The 17,565-nt window shown below is 38.1% G+C and carries 23 protein-coding genes; 21 read left to right on the top strand and 2 right to left on the bottom strand.

The annotated features are described in order from the left end of the window. Positions 1–5: 5 nt before the first annotated feature. The 3 genes from RGU12_RS14940 to RGU12_RS14930 all read left to right on the top strand — a co-directional run bounded on the left by RGU12_RS14940 (position 6) and on the right by RGU12_RS14930 (position 1,702). Positions 6–695 carry a CoA transferase subunit A gene (locus tag RGU12_RS14940; RefSeq protein ID WP_309536790.1) on the top strand — a complete coding sequence of 230 codons (690 nt, stop codon included), beginning with the start codon at positions 6–8 and terminating at the stop codon, positions 693–695. 14 nt (positions 696–709) lie between these two features. Then, positions 710–1,366, top strand: coding sequence for a CoA transferase subunit B (locus RGU12_RS14935; RefSeq protein WP_309536789.1), 657 nt, complete (start codon positions 710–712; stop codon positions 1,364–1,366). A gap of 87 nt (positions 1,367–1,453) precedes the next feature. Next, positions 1,454–1,702: a YqkE family protein gene (locus RGU12_RS14930; protein ID WP_309536788.1), complete on the top strand. Its 249-nt coding sequence runs from the start codon at positions 1,454–1,456 to the stop codon at positions 1,700–1,702. Positions 1,703–2,092: 390 nt separating this feature from the next. On the opposite strand, the gene RGU12_RS14925 is transcribed toward RGU12_RS14930, so the two are convergent. Together RGU12_RS14925 and mciZ are read right to left on the bottom strand one after the other, a co-directional pair. Beyond that, the gene (locus tag RGU12_RS14925) at positions 2,093–3,016 is read right to left on the bottom strand and encodes an aldo/keto reductase (protein ID WP_309536787.1); all 924 of its coding nucleotides are present in this window, start codon (positions 3,014–3,016) and stop codon (positions 2,093–2,095) included. Positions 3,017–3,115: 99 nt separating this feature from the next. Further along, positions 3,116–3,259 (bottom strand): Z-ring formation inhibitor MciZ, encoded by a 144-nt coding sequence (mciZ, locus tag RGU12_RS14920; protein ID WP_116352457.1) that lies wholly within the window; start codon positions 3,257–3,259, stop codon positions 3,116–3,118. A gap of 91 nt (positions 3,260–3,350) precedes the next feature. On the opposite strand from mciZ, the gene RGU12_RS14915 reads away from it, so the two are divergent. From RGU12_RS14915 to spoVAE, 18 genes are all read left to right on the top strand, one after another. Beyond that, the gene (locus RGU12_RS14915; protein WP_309536786.1) at positions 3,351–3,902 is read left to right on the top strand and encodes an NUDIX hydrolase; all 552 of its coding nucleotides are present in this window, start codon (positions 3,351–3,353) and stop codon (positions 3,900–3,902) included. Between the two features lie 6 nt (positions 3,903–3,908). Then, positions 3,909–5,078: an endonuclease Q family protein gene (locus RGU12_RS14910; RefSeq protein WP_309536785.1), complete on the top strand. Its 1,170-nt coding sequence runs from the start codon at positions 3,909–3,911 to the stop codon at positions 5,076–5,078. Between the two features lie 120 nt (positions 5,079–5,198). Continuing rightward, complete coding sequence (gene spoIIM / locus RGU12_RS14905) at positions 5,199–5,846, top strand: stage II sporulation protein M (RefSeq protein ID WP_309536784.1); 648 nt, start codon at positions 5,199–5,201, stop codon at positions 5,844–5,846. A gap of 114 nt (positions 5,847–5,960) precedes the next feature. Next, positions 5,961–6,431 (top strand): ferric iron uptake transcriptional regulator, encoded by a 471-nt coding sequence (gene fur / locus RGU12_RS14900; protein WP_116352453.1) that lies wholly within the window; start codon positions 5,961–5,963, stop codon positions 6,429–6,431. A gap of 193 nt (positions 6,432–6,624) precedes the next feature. Further along, positions 6,625–6,852, top strand: coding sequence for a YqzK family protein (locus tag RGU12_RS14895; RefSeq protein WP_309536783.1), 228 nt, complete (start codon positions 6,625–6,627; stop codon positions 6,850–6,852). 6 nt (positions 6,853–6,858) lie between these two features. Then, the gene (gene xerD, locus RGU12_RS14890; RefSeq protein ID WP_116352451.1) at positions 6,859–7,749 is read left to right on the top strand and encodes a site-specific tyrosine recombinase XerD; all 891 of its coding nucleotides are present in this window, start codon (positions 6,859–6,861) and stop codon (positions 7,747–7,749) included. A gap of 217 nt (positions 7,750–7,966) precedes the next feature. Then, positions 7,967–9,160 (top strand): phosphopentomutase, encoded by a 1,194-nt coding sequence (gene deoB / locus RGU12_RS14885; protein ID WP_309536782.1) that lies wholly within the window; start codon positions 7,967–7,969, stop codon positions 9,158–9,160. 2 nt (positions 9,161–9,162) lie between these two features. Then, on the top strand, positions 9,163–9,975 hold the full coding sequence (locus RGU12_RS14880; protein ID WP_309536781.1) for a purine-nucleoside phosphorylase: 813 nt from the start codon (positions 9,163–9,165) through the stop codon (positions 9,973–9,975). 24 nt (positions 9,976–9,999) lie between these two features. Next, a complete protein-coding gene (locus RGU12_RS14875; protein ID WP_309536780.1) occupies positions 10,000–11,301 on the top strand; it encodes a pyrimidine-nucleoside phosphorylase in 1,302 nt (433 codons plus the stop codon). Between the two features lie 128 nt (positions 11,302–11,429). Next, positions 11,430–12,593 carry a D-alanyl-D-alanine carboxypeptidase family protein gene (locus RGU12_RS14870; RefSeq protein ID WP_309536779.1) on the top strand — a complete coding sequence of 388 codons (1,164 nt, stop codon included), beginning with the start codon at positions 11,430–11,432 and terminating at the stop codon, positions 12,591–12,593. Positions 12,594–12,956: 363 nt separating this feature from the next. Continuing rightward, positions 12,957–13,307, top strand: coding sequence for an anti-sigma F factor antagonist (gene spoIIAA / locus RGU12_RS14865; RefSeq protein WP_116352446.1), 351 nt, complete (start codon positions 12,957–12,959; stop codon positions 13,305–13,307). After that, on the top strand, positions 13,307–13,747 hold the full coding sequence (gene spoIIAB / locus RGU12_RS14860; protein ID WP_116352445.1) for an anti-sigma F factor: 441 nt from the start codon (positions 13,307–13,309) through the stop codon (positions 13,745–13,747). Before spoIIAA ends, spoIIAB begins: the two co-directional genes overlap by 1 nt. 12 nt (positions 13,748–13,759) lie before the next feature. After that, positions 13,760–14,518, top strand: coding sequence for an RNA polymerase sporulation sigma factor SigF (gene sigF, locus RGU12_RS14855; RefSeq protein ID WP_116352444.1), 759 nt, complete (start codon positions 13,760–13,762; stop codon positions 14,516–14,518). 120 nt (positions 14,519–14,638) lie between these two features. After that, entirely contained in the window at positions 14,639–15,259 is a 621-nt protein-coding gene (locus tag RGU12_RS14850) for a stage V sporulation protein AA (protein WP_309536778.1), read from the top strand. Next, a complete protein-coding gene (locus RGU12_RS14845) occupies positions 15,249–15,668 on the top strand; it encodes a stage V sporulation protein AB (protein WP_116352442.1) in 420 nt (139 codons plus the stop codon). Before RGU12_RS14850 ends, RGU12_RS14845 begins: the two co-directional genes overlap by 11 nt. Positions 15,669–15,710: 42 nt before the next feature. Beyond that, entirely contained in the window at positions 15,711–16,172 is a 462-nt protein-coding gene (gene spoVAC / locus RGU12_RS14840; RefSeq protein WP_116352441.1) for a stage V sporulation protein AC, read from the top strand. Between the two features lie 18 nt (positions 16,173–16,190). Continuing rightward, a complete protein-coding gene (spoVAD, locus tag RGU12_RS14835; RefSeq protein WP_309536777.1) occupies positions 16,191–17,207 on the top strand; it encodes a stage V sporulation protein AD in 1,017 nt (338 codons plus the stop codon). 3 nt (positions 17,208–17,210) lie between these two features. Then, a complete protein-coding gene (spoVAE, locus tag RGU12_RS14830) occupies positions 17,211–17,561 on the top strand; it encodes a stage V sporulation protein AE (protein WP_309536776.1) in 351 nt (116 codons plus the stop codon). Positions 17,562–17,565: the final 4 nt, after the last annotated feature.

Genomic DNA, 17,565 nt, shown 5'->3' with positions numbered 1-17,565 from the left:
TGCAAATGAAACCAATATATTCCTCTTTTCAGGAAGCGGTTAAGGAAATCAAAGACGGTTCCACGATTATGGTGGGTGGATTTGGTTTATGTGGTATCCCGGAAAATTTAATTTTCGCATTGGCCGAGTCTGGGGTAAAGGATCTGACAGTTATTTCAAACAACTGTGGTGTTGACGATTGGGGACTTGGTTTACTTTTGAAGAACAAACAAATTTCGAAAATGATCGGTTCATATGTTGGGGAAAACAAGGAATTTGAACGACAAGCATTGTCAGGTGAACTTGAGGTTGAGCTTGTTCCCCAAGGTTCATTGGCGGAAAAAATTAGAGCAGGTGGAGCGGGGATTCCAGCATTTTACACACCTGCAGGAGTTGGAACCCCAATTTCTGAAGGAAAAGAAACCCGTGTATTTAATGGGAAGGAATATGTGTTAGAAGAGGCATTTGTGGCTGACTTTAGTCTAGTTCGCGCTGAAAAGGCTGATAAAATGGGGAATTTAATCTATAACAAGACGGCCCGTAATTTTAACCCGATGATTGCTGCTGCAGGAAAGGTCACGATTGCAGAGGTTGAACAACTCTATGAAATTGGCGAACTTGACCCAAATTTGATTCATACACCGAGTATCTATGTCCAAGGATTAATTGTAGGTGAACAAAAGAAGCGAATTGAACGATTGACATTATCTAAGTAAGAGGGGAGAAGGCGATGACAAATACGCGTGAAAAGATTGCAAAAAGGGCTGAAAAGGAAATTGAGAATGGCTTTTATGTGAATCTTGGAATTGGAATGCCAACCCTTGTTGCCAATTATATATCTTCTAATAAACAAGTTGTTCTCCAATCCGAGAATGGGTTGCTTGGAATTGGTCCATATCCAACTGAAGAAAATGTTGACCCAGATTTAATCAACGCCGGGAAAGAGACGGTCACAGCGATTCCGGGAGCAGCATATTTTGACAGTGCGGAATCATTCGCGATGATTCGCGGTGGACATATCAATATTGCGATTCTTGGTGCAATGGAAGTTTCAGAGCAGGGTGACCTTGCAAATTGGATGATTCCAGGAAAAATGATAAAAGGAATGGGTGGGGCAATGGACCTCGTTCATGGTGCCAGGAAGATCATTGTAATTATGGATCATGTCAATAAAAAAGGAGAGCCGAAAATCTTAACAAAATGTACCCTGCCTTTAACCGGAAAGGGAGTCGTAAATCGAATCATTACCGATCGTGCTGTAATTGATGTAACTGAAAACGGATTAAAATTAGTAGAGGTGGCAAAAGGATTTACGGTAGAGGATATACTAACTTCTACAGAGCCAAATCTACTCATTGATAATGACGTCGTACTTGATGCATACTAAAGGGACTTCGGCGAATAACCCACCAAGCGGTTATTCGCTTTTTTTGCTATAATAGTAGTCAAATGGTTGATGTATGGAGGGAATACTATGGCTAAGAAGAAGCAAAAGCCATCTGTTAAAAAGCAAAAAGATGAGAAATTAAGCCTTGGCGACTTACTAAATGACGATATTGTTTCAAAGTTAAAAAATACACAACAACAGTTAAAAGAAGAAGCCCAGAAAAAACAAGAAGAAGAGCTTGAAAGACAAAGAGAGGAAAGAAGACAACGAGAAAAAAACAAATCATTTGAAGAGCTATTCAACGAGAGTAACCTTAAATGGTCAGATTTCAAATAATGTAAAAAACCCCACAGGTTCTGTGGGGTTTCAGAGTGTAGACAAAGTTAGTACTGACTTTGTCTACACGTTTTTTTACAGGATATCTAGATGTAAATTACTCTCCCCAGACTGTCTTGAAAACGCTTGTCAGACAAGGCGCGCAGCCGATCGAAGACGCGAATAGAAGTTGTCCTTCATGAGCGGACGAGAGAGGCAAGCAACGAAGTATACGAGCGTTTGTCAACAGTCTGAAAAATCTATTTGATTTGAACAATTTTAGTGGGGCAATTTAAATACGGTTCTTAATTTTGATTTACCGTTTTTAAATCGATAATACGGTTTTTAATTCAAAAACACTGTTTATAAACTGTATTTACTGTTTTTAATTACGTAACTGGTTGGGCGTGATCATCTATGTTGCACGTATACAGAAGCTTTCGTGAGTTCTCTAATTTTCTGTACCTGTTCATCTGTTAAAGGTTTCGTATTTGCAGCTTCCACATTTTTTTCAATTTGACGGGTTGAACTTGCCCCGGCTACGACAGAAGCAACAACATCCTCATATAAGCAATATTGTAGTGCGATTTCCGTTAAAGGTCTATTCCCTGCCACTTCTGATTTTAAGGTAGAAATCACAGACTCAAGCTCCTCAAAAGAATAATCAAGGTATCCATTTTGTTTTATAATTTGACTTGCATCCTCAACTGGTCGATTGGTGAGTAAGCCTTTAGCGACGGGTCCACGTGCAACAACGCTGACTTCATTTTCTTTTAAAAAGGAGAGCATCTGTTCCTCAGGGCGTCGGTCGAGAATACTGTATTGCATCATCACGCTTACGACGGAAGATTTCTTCACAAATTCCCGGATCACATTTGGACGGATAGAAGAGATTCCATAATAGCGAATGACACCTTCCTCCTTTAACTCCTCGAATGCTTCAATCGTTTCATCGATATGATCTTCAATGGTCCCACCATGGAGTTGGTATAGATCTATATAATCGGTTTGCAGACGTCTCAGACTGTCCTTAACAGTGGACTTTATGTATTTTTTAGATGGGTCCCAGGACCATCCTTCCTTACCTATTTCAAAACGGTTTCCAACTTTAGTAGCTAAAATAATATCTTGTCTTTTTGATTTAAGAGCTTTACCGACGAATTCTTCATTTAGTCCTTGATCATATAAATCTGCCGTATCTAAATAATTGATTCCCAAATCTATTGCAGCATCAATGATTTGTAAGGCTTCTTTTTCTTCCGTACCAATTGACATACAGCCTAGTCCTAGTTTACTTACATATAAGTCAGAAGCCCCGATCCTTCTTTTGTCCATAGCAATCCCCTCCATATTTCTCATTCTTCTAACATCTAGATATCATTTTATCTTTTTGATGTCCGAATCACAAATAATTTGAAGGGGCATCAAGCCAGCTTATTTTTTCTCCTTTTCCACTCTTCCTTGATTAATCCACTCTTGGACAGTTTGATAGGAACGACTATATTCCTTCAGTTTTGCGCGAATTTCCCATGCCTTGCCGACTAACGCTACCCGATTTTCACCAATCACAATTTTCATCGCAAACCTCCTTGGGGGTTATAAAAAGTGAAAAGAACTATGCTAAAATGTATGAAGTATATATATTTAGTAGAACAAGGAGCTGGCTATAATGGATCATTTGCGAGAAAAGACAATTAGTAGGGACGTTCTTTTTGAAGGAAAGGTTATCGATTTACATATAGAAGAGGTAGAGTTACCAAATGGAAATACGAGTAGACGAGAACTTATCAAACATCCTGGAGCTGTTGCTATACTAGCTATAACTGATGACCGTAAGCTCGTAATGGTTCAACAATATCGAAAAGCATTAGAGAAGGTCATTGTTGAGATTCCAGCTGGAAAGCTAGAAAAAGGAGAAGCCCCAGACGTAACCGCAAAACGAGAGTTAGAAGAAGAAACGGGTTATGGTTGTGAAACATTGACGCCGCTTATTTCCTTTTATACTTCTCCAGGCTTTGCAGATGAATTGGTGCATCTTTTTATTGCGAAAGGTTTAAAAAAGATGGAGAACCCAGCAGGCTTGGATGAAGATGAATTTGTCGATGTGCTTGAGGTTACATTAGAGGAAGCTGTTGGTTTGATAAAAGAAAAGAAAATATATGATGCGAAGACGGCTTATGCGGTCCAGTATTTACAATTACAACAAGCATTAGGAGAATAGGCCAAGATGAACAATTACTATGTTGACCTCCATATCCATATCGGAAGAACGAATTCGGGTAAACCAGTAAAAATTACAGGTGCCAAGTCACTTACTATTGGAAACATCCTGCAGGAATCCACTGAAATTAAAGGGATGGACATGATTGGTGTTATAGATTGTCATGTTCCGGAAGTCATCGGGGAGCTTGAAACCTTAATTGAAATGGGAGAAGTGTATCCCTATGAAGAAGGTGGATTACGTTTTAAGAATGTGACACTCCTTTTAGGGAGTGAGCTTGAAATCTATGATGAAAATTGTAAAGGACCGATACATGTCCTAGCTTTTATGCCGACGATTGAAAAAATGAAGCTATTTTCCGCATGGCTATCCGAACGAATGAAAAATATAACATTGAGCTCACAAAGAATTTATGTGGGCGGAAGAGAACTGCAACGAAAGGTTAAAGAGTTATCCGGTATTTTTATTCCTGCCCATGTCTTCACTCCTTACAAAAGTATGTACGGTCGGGGTGTAAAACAATCGTTAACAGAAGTGTTTGATGAGGATTTAATTGATGCAATTGAACTTGGATTGAGCTCGAATACAAATATGGCAGACCAAATAAAAGAATTGCATTCTTTCACGTTTGTGTCTAATTCAGACGCACATTCCCTTCCAAAAATTGCGAGGGAATATCAAATTATAAAAATGAAAGAGCCCACTTTTGAAGAACTCAGACTTGCACTTCATCAAAAAGCTGGCAGGGAAGTTGTTGCAAACTACGGGTTAGATCCTCTATTAGGAAAATATCATAAAACAACCTGTGAGAAATGTTTAACAATTATTGAAGATGTGATGGCAGAGGCTTGTCCTGGCTGTGGGCATACAGGATTTGTAAAAGGTGTTTTTGACCGACTTCAGCAGTTAAAAGACACGGATATACCAAATTCAAATCGGCCTCCATATGTGCACCAAGTTCCACTTGAGTTTATTCCCGGATTAGGGCCAAAAACCTTACAAAAACTGAGGGACTATTTTAAAACAGAAATGGCAATTCTACATGAAATACCTGAAGAGGAATTAAGACGTGTGGTGAAAGGTTCAATCGTCGATATCATCATACAAGCACGACAAGGAAAACTCCGCCTTAAATCAGGTGGTGGCGGTAAATATGGAAAAGTAGACTCCGAATAAAAGGGGTCTTTTTCTATTTAATGAGAGTGGCGAATCACTAGAAATAGTTTTGGACAAGTTGTCATAGAAATCTATTTTCCCTCATAGAATCTACTAGAAGATTGATAGGAGGAACGATAGATGAGAAAGCAACAACCATATAAAACAATTGTCGTTAACCATTTTCGTGAACATTCATCCATATATTTATTTATTTCCGTACTATTCCTAATGGGTGTCATCTTTGGAGCAATTGTCGTAAACAGCTTAAACCCTAGTCAAAAAGAAGACCTCTTTTTCTATTTAAGTCGATTTTTTGGAGAGGTATCTGAAGGAACTTATGCCAATTCGACCGATATGTTCAAACAGAGCATTCTTCATAACATAAAATATGTCGGACTCATGTGGATTCTAGGAATCTCCATTATCGGGCTGCCGATTATCTTAATTCTGTTATTCCTAAAAGGGGTTGTTGTCGGATTTACGGTTGGCTTTCTCGTCAATCAAATGGGCTGGAGCGGGTTTCTCTTATCATTTGTTTCCGTACTTCCACAAAATCTATTAATCATTCCAACATTTATTATCGTCGGTACAGTCGCTGTCGCATTCTCACTAAAAATGATCCGCCAGCAATTTATGAAACGAATGAACGAACCTGTTTTACAACTATTGACTCGATATTCGCTATTGATGATTGGTGTAAGTTTCGTCATTTTAATGGCTTCAGCTATAGAGGCATTCGCTTCTCCTGTTCTAATGAAAGAAATAATTGATGTGGTTAACAAATAAGAATCGTTATTAATTAATAATGGTTACTTCTTATTATTTATAATTATTTTATTTGGACAGTGCCCCTTCTTCTGATATAATAATGAGGTAATGGCGAGGGAGGGAAAGTTTTACATGGAAAATCGGATCGATCGTATAAAAAAACAGTTGCATTCATCAAGTTATAAGCTTACACCACAGCGTGAGGCGACCGTTCGGGTACTGCTTGAACATGAAGAGGACCATTTAAGTGCCGAAGATGTCTACCTCCTTGTAAAAGAAAAGTCGCCTGAAATCGGCTTAGCAACTGTTTATCGAACACTTGAATTACTTACCGAATTAAAAATTGTTGATAAAATAAATTTCGGAGATGGTGTATCCAGGTATGACCTTCGCCAAGAAGGTGCTGCACATTTTCATCATCATCTTGTATGTATCGAATGTGGGGCAGTCGACGAAATTCAAGAAGATTTACTTGAGGATGTTGAAGAAATCGTTGAAAAGAATTGGAATTTTATTATTAAAGACCATCGTTTAACTTTCCATGGTATTTGTCATCGTTGTCATGATAAAGTAGCAAAAGAAGAAACAGATCTTCTTAAATAAACGACCCTTTTCCTTTCGAGAAAAGGGTTTTTTTGATTTTCATAAATTAATAGGGAAATCAAATGCTTCTGGCTTTATCTAATGTAGTATTGTGTGATAAAGGGAAAGAAATATAAAAAAATGGGATAAGCGTGTATAAAACCATGTAAATTTGGCATATCTTCTAATAACAATGGAATTGGAGGATTACTAGATGGGACAATGGTTTCGCGTTGTATTTGATACATTAAAGGTGTTTGTATTGTTTACTGGATGCACAATTCTTTTTTATTATGGTATTATATGGGTTAATGAGGAATATCAAAATTACCACAAATATGATGAACCAGAAGGGTCCTCAGTAAAGGCTACTTCGATGATTGAAGAAAAGGAGAATGGCCTGTTAGACCGATTAGTGTTTTTTTACCGAAATGGGGAGTAGAGTCTAGTGGAAGATCAAGTGAAGGATTATTTGCATTACCTAGTTGTCGAAAGAAGACTAGCTACCAATACAGTAAAGTCCTATGAACGGGATCTTAAAAAATATTATCAATATGTAACCAAGGTTGAAAATATCTCATCCTTTAATGATGTAAATCGCTTACAAGTCATTCATTTTTTGAAGCACTTAAAGGAACAAGGAAATTCATCCCGAACCTTGGCAAGACATATAGCATCAATCCGTTCTTTTCATAAGTTTTTGTTTCGTGAAAAAGTAACTGACCATGATCCTACAGAACAGATTGAGACACCGCAGGCAGAGCGTACACTTCCGAAAGTATTAAATATTTCTGAAGTAGAGGCCTTATTAGATGCACCAAAATTGGACAATCCGTTTGGTATACGTGATAAAGCAATGCTTGAGCTTTTATATGCGACAGGGCTTCGTGTAAGTGAGCTCATTAACTTAAATTTAGCTGATATTCACTTATCAATGGGGTTTATTCGATGCCTTGGAAAAGGAAATAAGGAACGTATTGTTCCACTTGGTAGTGTTGCGACGAAGGCATTGCAGGCATATTTAGAAAATGGTCGTGGTCAACTAGTGAAGCAAAAAAAAACGGACGCCTTTTTTGTGAATCATCATGGGAATCGTATGACAAGACAAGGATTCTGGAAAAATTTGAAGAAAATCGCAAATGATGCCCGTATTGAAAAGGAATTAACCCCACATACGCTTCGTCATTCATTTGCGACACACCTTTTAGAAAATGGAGCTGACCTTCGAGCCGTGCAGGAAATGCTTGGTCACGCAGACATTTCAACGACACAAATTTATACACATGTCACAAAAACACGCCTGAAGGATGTATATAGAAACTATCATCCTCGCGCCTAATAATGATTAATAGATTGCTAGACAATACGTCTGGCTTTTTTCGTCAAAAAATGTTAACAATTTTTGCTAATACTCTTGTGAATTTACTTGAAAAGAATAAACCACACCCTTATACTCAAAGATGTCAGACTTCTGACCATCAAACATATGTGAAAAATTGAGTAAGTTGCAACTAGAAGGGGAAAATACTTCATAGAATACTTTGGGAGGGAAATACATGTCTACTTATACATACAAACGGATCTTCTTAATTGTTATGGATTCTGTTGGAATCGGAGAAGCACCAGATGCTAAAAAATTTGGTGATGAGGGTTCAGATACATTAGGACATATTGCGGAAGAAATGAATGGTCTACATATGCAGAATATGGCAAAGCTAGGTTTGAGCAATATTCGAGAAATAAAAGGAATTCCTGTTCAAGAACAGCCACTAGCATACTACACGAAAATGCAAGAGGCCTCTAATGGAAAAGACACGATGACAGGACATTGGGAAATCATGGGCTTACACATTGAAACGCCTTTTCAAGTTTTTCCGGATGGATTTCCAAAGGAATTATTAGATGAACTTGAAAGACGGACTGGACGAGGAGTTTTAGGGAATAAGCCAGCATCCGGAACCGCCATTATTGATGAACTTGGCGAAGAACATATGAAAACAGGAAAATTGATCATCTATACATCTGCCGATTCTGTTTTGCAAATCGCAGCACATGAAGAAATTGTACCATTAGATGAGCAATATAAAATTTGTGAAATTGCACGTGAGTTAACCCTCGATGAAAAGTATATGGTTGGACGTGTTATAGCCCGTCCATTTGTTGGGGAACCTGGCAATTTTACAAGAACACCAAACAGGCATGACTATGCTTTAAAACCATTTGAACCTACTGTTATGAATGAATTGAGTGATCAAGGTTTTGATGTTATCGCAATTGGAAAAATTTCAGATATTTATGATGGAGAAGGCGTTACACAAGCATTGCGTACAAAATCAAATATGGATGGTATGGATAAGTTAGTACAAACCCTAAATATGGATTTTACAGGCTTAAGCTTTTTAAATCTAGTTGATTTTGATGCATTATTTGGACATCGCCGCGATCCAAAAGGGTACGGAAATGCTCTAGAGGAGTATGACGCACGTTTACCTGAAGTATTTGAAAAACTAACCGATGATGATTTATTAATCATTACAGCGGATCACGGTAATGACCCAGTACATACTGGAACCGATCATACAAGAGAATATGTTCCGTTATTGGTATATAACAAAAAAATGAATGGTGGTAAGGAATTACCATTACGAACAACATTTGCAGACATTGGAGCAACAGTCGCGGATAATTTTAATGTAACATTACCTAAACATGGAAAGAGTTTTCTTTCAGAGATTAATGGGGGAATATAGGAATGGATAAATCAATTATAGAAAGAGCTTCACAATTCTTAAAGGAAAAAAGCCCGAGTGCCCCTGAAATTGGTTTGATTTTAGGTTCAGGTTTAGGCGTGTTGGCTGATGAAATTGAAAATCCAATCAAAGTCCCATATGACCAAATTCCAGAGTTTCCTGTATCAACGGTGGAAGGTCATGCCGGACAACTTGTATTTGGTACATTACAAGGAAAATCAGTTGTTGCCATGCAAGGACGATTTCATTTTTATGAGGGATATACCCTTGATAAGGTTACGTTCCCTGTTCGTGTGATGAAAGAACTTGGTGTAACGAGTTTAATTGTTACAAACGCAGCGGGTGGAGTGAACGAATCATTCCAACCAGGGGATTTAATGATTATTACCGATCATATTAATTTTGGGCAAAACCCATTGATTGGTCCAAATGATTCAAAGGTCGGAGCAAGATTTCCGGATATGTCAGAAGCGTATACAAAAGAACTTCGTACACTTGCAAGGGACGTAGCAAATGAACTGAATATGAACATTCAAGAAGGGGTATATGTTGGAATGACAGGACCTTCTTACGAAACACCAGCGGAAATTAAAATACTACGAACATTAGGTGGGGATGCAGTGGGAATGTCTACTGTTCCTGAAGTGATTATCGCTCGTCATGCGAATTTAAAGGTACTTGGCATTTCCTGTATCTCAAATATGGCAGCAGGTATTTTAGATCAGCCTCTTACCCATGATGAAGTAATTGAAACAACAGAAAAAGTAAAAACTGACTTTTTATCTCTTGTTAAACAAATTGTGAAGAAAATGTAAATCACAAGAAAAAGGTGAAAAATAATGAGAATGGTTGACTTAATTGAAAAAAAACGTGATGGAATGGAATTAACGTCAGAGGAAATTTCATTTGTGGTAGATGGTTATACGAAAGGTGAAATTCCTGACTATCAAATGAGTGCTTTTACGATGGCAGTCTTTTTTACTGGAATGACAAAACAAGAACAAGCTGATTTCACAATGGCAATGGTTCAATCTGGCGATACAATAGACCTCTCAGGGATTGAAGGAGTCAAAGTAGACAAACATAGTACAGGTGGTGTTGGTGATACAACTACATTAGTACTTGCTCCATTAGTTGCATCTGTTGGGGTGCCGGTAGCAAAAATGTCAGGACGTGGTCTTGGTCATACAGGTGGAACGATTGATAAGCTCGAATCTGTTTCTGGTTTCCATGTTGAAATTAATAATGAAGACTTTATTCGTCTCGTCAATCAAAATAAGGTTGCTGTCATAGGGCAAAGTGGGAACCTAACACCTGCAGATAAAAAGCTTTATGCTTTGCGGGATGTAACGGCGACTGTAAACAGCATCCCATTAATCGCTAGTTCAATTATGAGTAAGAAAATTGCGGCAGGAGCAGATGCGATTGTCTTAGATGTAAAAACTGGCGCAGGTGCTTTTATGAAGGATTTAAATGATGCAAAAGAATTGGCTAAAACAATGGTTGATATTGGGAATAATGTGGGCAGAAATACGATGGCCATCATTTCAGATATGAGTCAGCCGCTTGGGTTTGCGATTGGTAATGCGCTTGAGGTAAAAGAGGCGATTGACACGTTAAGAGGAGAAGGTCCTGCTGACCTGCAAGAGCTTTGTCTCGTTTTAGGAAGCCAAATGGTCGTACTAGGAAAAAAAGCGAATTCTATTGAAGAAGCAAGAAGTCTGCTTGAGGAATCCATCAAAAATGGAAAAGCATTAGAAACCTTTAAAACATTCTTATCATCACAAGGTGGAGATGCTTCTGTCGTAGATTCACCTGAAATGCTTCCAAAAGCAAAATATCAATTTGAGTTTGAAGCAGAGTCTGATGGATATGTCTCAGGGATTATTGCCGATTCCATCGGCACTGCGGCTATGCTTCTAGGTGCAGGAAGAGCAACAAAGGAATCATCGATTGATTTGGCGGTTGGGCTTGTTCTTAGGAAAAAAATAGGTGATAAGGTTTTAAAAGGAGATAGCCTTGTCACGATTCATAGTAATTTTGAAGATATTGCTGAAATCAAAAAGAAATTATCTGAAAGTATATCGATTTCATCAAATCCAGTAAAACCACCTACATTAATCATTGATAAAATATCGTAAATCACAATCCGAGGATGAATATTCCTCGGATTTTTTTATGTCCTTTTTATCTCAAAGGACCTTTTTTAAATGTATATTTTTTTATTTGTTGGAAAAAATGGGAAAGTATAAAGAATGGAGGGTTTGGGATGAAACGCGTATTTATTAGTCTGTTACTATTAACAATTATGATTTTTACTATTAGCCCTTTCGCTTCTGCACAGGAATCGTCTGTTGATTTAGCGAATAATGCAAAATCTGCAATTTTAATTGAACGTGATACAGGGAAGATCCTTTACGAAAAAAATAGTGATGAAAAGCTTCCCCCAGCAAGCATGACGAAAATCATGACCATGCTGTTGATCATGGAAGCCCTTGATAAAGGTAGTATCACCTATTCTGAAAAAGTGAGAACAAGTGAGCATGCCGCATCAATGGGCGGATCACAAATATTCCTTGAGCCTGGCGAAGAAATGACAGTCGAGGAAATGTTAAAAGGGATTGCAATTGGTTCGGGTAATGATGCTTCAGTTGCCATGGCAGAAAAGATAGCAGGTTCAGAAGAAGCTTTCGTTGAAATGATGAATAATAAGGTGAAGGAATTAGGTCTTAAAAATACATTATTTCAAAATCCAACAGGCCTTCCTGCTGATAATCATTACAGTTCTGCCCATGACATGGCAATCATGTCAAAGGAATTACTGAAATATGAAGAAGTCACTAAATTCACTGGTAAATATGAGGATTATTTACGTCAGGATTCCGAAAATAAATTTTGGCTTGTAAATACCAATCGCCTTGTACGATTTTATCCAGGTGTAGATGGATTAAAGACGGGCTTTACAACAGAGGCAAAATATTGTTTAACAGCGACTGCTGAAAAAGAGGATATGCGATTAATATCTGTTATTTTTGGAGCCCCAACACCGAAGGAACGCAATGCACAAGTAACAAAAATGCTCGACTTTGGTTTTAGTCAGTATAAGACACATCCTTTATATGAGCGTAATCAGCAAGTTGCTGAAGCGAAAATAAGTAAAGGAAGTGAAAAGAAAATTAAACTTGTTACATCTGAACCTATTTCACTTTTAACGAGAAAAGGTGAAAAAATTGATGATGTACAAAAAGAAGTGGTTGTTGCTGAAAAGCTAAAAGCTCCGATAAAAAAAGGTGACAAAATTGGAAAACTCGTGATTAAGAAAGATGGAAAGGTTTTAAGTGAAAGCCCCCTTGTCGCAGAGAAAGATATCGATGCTGCGAGTTGGTGGAAATTATTTAAACGGACTATGGGAACGTTTAATAAAACCCCTTAAATCTTTAAGTTTGACCTAGTTCATGATGTCTAGCTCCAGCGCCTAGCCCCTCGAGGTCACAATCCAATCTGTCCAGAAGGTCAAAGTAGAACCTTCTAGCCAGCTCGTCTTGTGCTTGTCGGACTTGCACAGGACAAGGAATGCTTCGAAAGCATTATCCTCGCACGAAGAAAATGCATAGCATTTTCGAGGAAGTGCTGACATCGACGTTTGCCACAGGATGTGGCAGTAGTTAGTCGATGTTCAGGCGCTTGCGCTTTTCTTGTTTTTTTGCCGAATGAACACTAGTTTTGTCATCAAGAAGGATTCTTTCATGTGAATATCGAAAAGACTCTCTATACGATTTAAAGGAGGCATTGTAAAGTGAGTCTTGGAATTGAACTTGAGGTAAAACACAATGTGTTATGTATTCGGCTTACTGGTGAGCTAGACCATCATACAGCTGATGAATTGCGATTAAAGGTAACAGATACGATTGAAAGCAATCAAATTAATCACATCTTATTAAATCTTGAAAAGCTGACATTTATGGATAGCTCAGGATTAGGTGTTATTTTAGGAAGATACAAGCAAATCAAAAATCTAGGTGGAGAAATGGTTGTTTGTTCTATTTCCCCACAGGTCGAACGTTTATTTGAAATGTCCGGTCTTTTCAAAATCATTCGGTTAGAGCGTGATGAGTCTTTTGCGCTTCAGTCATTGGGGGTGGCGTAATGAAAAACGAAATGCACCTTCAATTTTCAGCCCTTAGCCAAAATGAGTCATTCGCACGAGTTGCAGTAGCAGCGTTTATCACACAACTCGATCCAACATTAGACGAACTAACTGAAATTAAGACAGTTGTTTCAGAGGCCGTAACAAACTCAATTATTCATGGATATGAAAGTGATCCAAGCGGGATTGTTTACATTTCATGCAAAATTGAAGACAGTACAGTCTATATCACTATAAGAGATGAAGGAATTGGAATTAACAATCTCGAGGAAGCTAGGCAGCCATTGTTTACAACAAAACCAGAGCTTGAGCGATCAGGTATGGGATTTACAATTATGGAAAATTTCATGGATGAGTTTGAAGTGGAAACAGGTTCATGCGTAGGTACAACATTACGGCTAACAAAGCATTTATCAAAGAGTAAAGCGTTATGCAATTAAGGAGACTTGCCAATGGATGTGGAGGTCAAGAACAACAATAGTGAAACGTATTTAAAGGACAACGAGGTTAAGAATTTAATCAAACTCAGCCAAGAAGGACGACAAGAAGCACGTGATTTAATTGTTCAGAAGAACATGAGATTAGTTTGGTCTGTTGTACAACGATTTTTAAATCGAGGCTATGAACCAGATGATTTGTTTCAAATAGGCTGCATTGGATTATTGAAGTCTGTCGATAAATTTGATTTATCCTATGATGTTAAATTTTCAACCTACGCGGTACCAATGATAATTGGTGAAATCCAGCGTTTTATTAGAGACGACGGAACAGTGAAGGTGAGTCGTTCATTAAAGGAGACCGGAAATAAAATCCGGAAAGCTAAGGATGAACTGTCAAAGCAGTTCGGTAGAGTTCCAACAATTGCAGAGATTGCGGAATACTTAGAAATCACTCCTGAAGATGTTGTTTTAGCCCAAGAGGCAAGTCGAGCACCTTCATCTATTCACGAAACCGTATATGAAAATGATGGTGATCCGATTACATTGCTTGATCAAATAGCGGATAATAATGAAACAAAGTGGTTTGATAAAATAGCGCTAAAGGAAGCGATTCGCGAGTTGGATGAACGTGAGAGATTAATCGTTTTCCTGCGCTATTATAAGGATCAAACCCAATCCGAAGTTGCGACAAGGTTGGGGATATCGCAAGTACAAGTGTCGAGACTTGAGAAAAAAATATTACAACAAATGAAAGACCGAATGGACGTATGATCCATTCGGTCTTTTTCGTTTACCGTGGTAATTATTGGTGTTTGCACTCCAGTCGCATTAGATAAATGAGATTTAACATACTACTTATATAAGGAAAACAATGTGTGGGGTGTGAAAGTGATGGAAAAATCAATTTATGTTCGAATGCGCCATCGCGTACTGGTACAACCCAATGCAACAATTACTATTGGTGAAATCATACAAATAAGTGCTGAGGACAGCATCGCACAAGCTATTCAAAAGATCATCATACATCAAGTAAGCAAAAAAGATAAAAATATTATTGTCATTGATGTCATGAAGGTGATTGAACAAATTAGAAGGCGATTTCCTCATGTTGACATTCAAACGGTTGGACCCGCACAAACCATCATTGAGGTAGCTATCAAGAAAAAACGGTTTGCACCTGCACTCTTTGTAGCTGTTTGGTTTCTATTATTCACAGGAGCTGCCCTTACAATGATGAATTTCCATGAAGATGTGTCAATGAGAGAGGTTCATCTGCGAATCTATACCATGATAACTGGTGACGTAGTTCCTAAACCATTGTTATTTCAAATTCCATATTCATTGGGTTTAGGTCTAGGGATGATTTTATTCTTCAATCACTTTTTCCGGAAACGTCTCAACGAAGAACCAAGTCCACTTGAAGTTGAAATGTTTAATTACCAGCAGGATTTAGATAATTATTTAATTTTAAACGAGAACAAAGAAAGTATGAAACACATTGATGACAATTAAAGTCCTTTTAATTATGTTTATAGGATTGGGAAGTGGGCTTGCTGTTGGAGGCGGTTTTGTAGCTTTTTTAGCAGTCTTAGGTATTATTCCACGGTTAACACAATTAACAAAAACAATGAAATTCATTCGTTATTATGAGTGGGGGGTTGTATTAGGTGCAGTATTTGGTGGTTGGTTTACTCTAAACGATCATATCTTTAATCTTTGGGAGGTTTTAGTACTTCCCGTTGGATTAGCAAGTGGGATATTCGTCGGTATGTTGGCAGCTGCCCTCACAGAGGTACTAAATGTTTTTCCAATATTAGCTAAACGCATTGGAATCGATAATAAAATCATTATTCTAGTTATGGCGATTGTTTTTGGAAAAATCGCCGGGTCTTTATTTCAATGGATGTACTATGTGAAATGATTTTATTAAGGATAATTTTACAACGCAGGGAGTGAACATTGAGTGGCTACTAAGAAAAAGATAAAAGACGATTATAAAAATAGCATCAAAAAGTACCAACCTAAACCTAAGTATTTTATTAATTGCATAAAGGCATTTTTGGTTGGGGGGTTTATCTGCTGTATTGGACAAGGGATACAAAATTTCTATATGACAGTATTTGATTTTACGGAAAAAGATGTAGGAAATCCGACTGTCGCAACTCTTATCCTAATATCCTCCTTATTAACCGGGTTTGGTTTATATGACAAGCTTGGACAATTTGCTGGTGCAGGATCCGCGGTTCCTGTTACAGGATTTGCAAATTCGATGACTAGTGCCGCAATGGAATATAAAAGCGAAGGTGTCGTATTAGGAATTGCCACGAATATGTTTAAGCTCGCAGGCAGTGTTATTGTGTTTGGAGCAGTTTCTGCGTATATTGTTGGGATTATTCGTTATTTCTTTAATCTCACAATATCATGATTGCAAGGAGTGAATGACATGAGGCTAGTTGGAAAACAAACATGGGTATTTGAAAATCAAATCTTTTTAAATTCAACGGGAACAGCGGTAGGACCAAAAGAAAGTTTAGGTCCTTTAGGTTCAAGTTTTGATATAAAGTATGATGATTTGCATTGTGGCGAAGATTCTTGGGAATCTGCCGAAAGAAGGCTTATGGTGGATTCGATTGATTCTTGTCTACAAAAAGTGAACTTGTCAAATGATGATATTGATTTCTTTTTAGCTGGAGACTTATTAAATCAAAATGTTACGACAAACTATGCTGCTAGACATCATCAAATCCCACTTATCTGTATGTTCGGGGCTTGTTCAACTTCTATGGAGACTCTTGCTGTTGGTTCAGCGCTTGTTGATGCTGGATTTGCAAACAGAATCTTAGCATCGACGAGTAGCCATAACGCGACGGCTGAAAGACAATTCCGATATCCAACCGAATATGGAGGACAAAAGCCGGATACAGCAACCTTTACAGCAACAGGTGGTGGTACTGCTCTTGTGAGTAAAGAGAAGGGACCGATTAGGATTACTTCAGCGACAATAGGTAAAGTAGTTGACTTAGGAATAACAAATCCTTTTGACCTCGGTTCTGCAATGGCACCGGCAGCTGCTGATACCATCACAAGACATTTTCAGGATTTAAATATTAATCAAGATGAATATGACCTGATTGCGACTGGTGACCTCTCAGGTGTTGGAAGTCCAATTCTAAAGGAAATGGTAAAGGAAGAAGGCTATGATCTGGGCAATAAACATAATGATTGTGGACTGATGCTTTATCATTCAGACCAAGAGGTATTTGCTGGTGGGAGTGGATGTGCTTGTTCAGCAATTGTTACGTATGGTCATATTGTAAAAGAATTAATCAGTGGCAATTTAAACAAGGTGTTTATTGTTGCAACAGGTGCACTTCTTAGCCCGACAATGATACAGCAAAAGGAAACCATCCCTACAATCGCACATGGTGTGGTGTTGGAACGTGTTCAAGGTGGTGAGTAGGTAATGGAATATTTATATGCATTCTTAGTTGGTGGAGCAATATGTGTGGTTGGACAGCTTTTACTGGATTTTGCGAAATTAACACCCGCTCATGTGATGAGTGTTTTTGTCGTAGTAGGTAGTATTTTGGATGGATTTGATCTGTACGACAATTTAATCCGATTTGCAGGTGCTGGAGCAACAGTACCAATTACAAGCTTTGGTCACTCCCTTTTACACGGTGCGATGGAAAGTGCAGAAGACCATGGATTTATCGGTATTGCAATGGGGATCTTTGAATTAACTTCAGCTGGTATATCCTCAGCTATATTGTTCTCCTTCTTAGTTGCACTGATTTTCAGAGCGAAAGGATAAAATA

This window comes from Ferdinandcohnia sp. QZ13 (assembly GCF_031324165.1).
Taxonomy (GTDB): Bacteria; Bacillota; Bacilli; order Bacillales; family Bacillaceae_L; genus Ferdinandcohnia.
The sequence above is the reverse complement of the archived record's forward strand: the minus strand, read 5'-3'. Positions and strand labels throughout refer to the sequence as shown.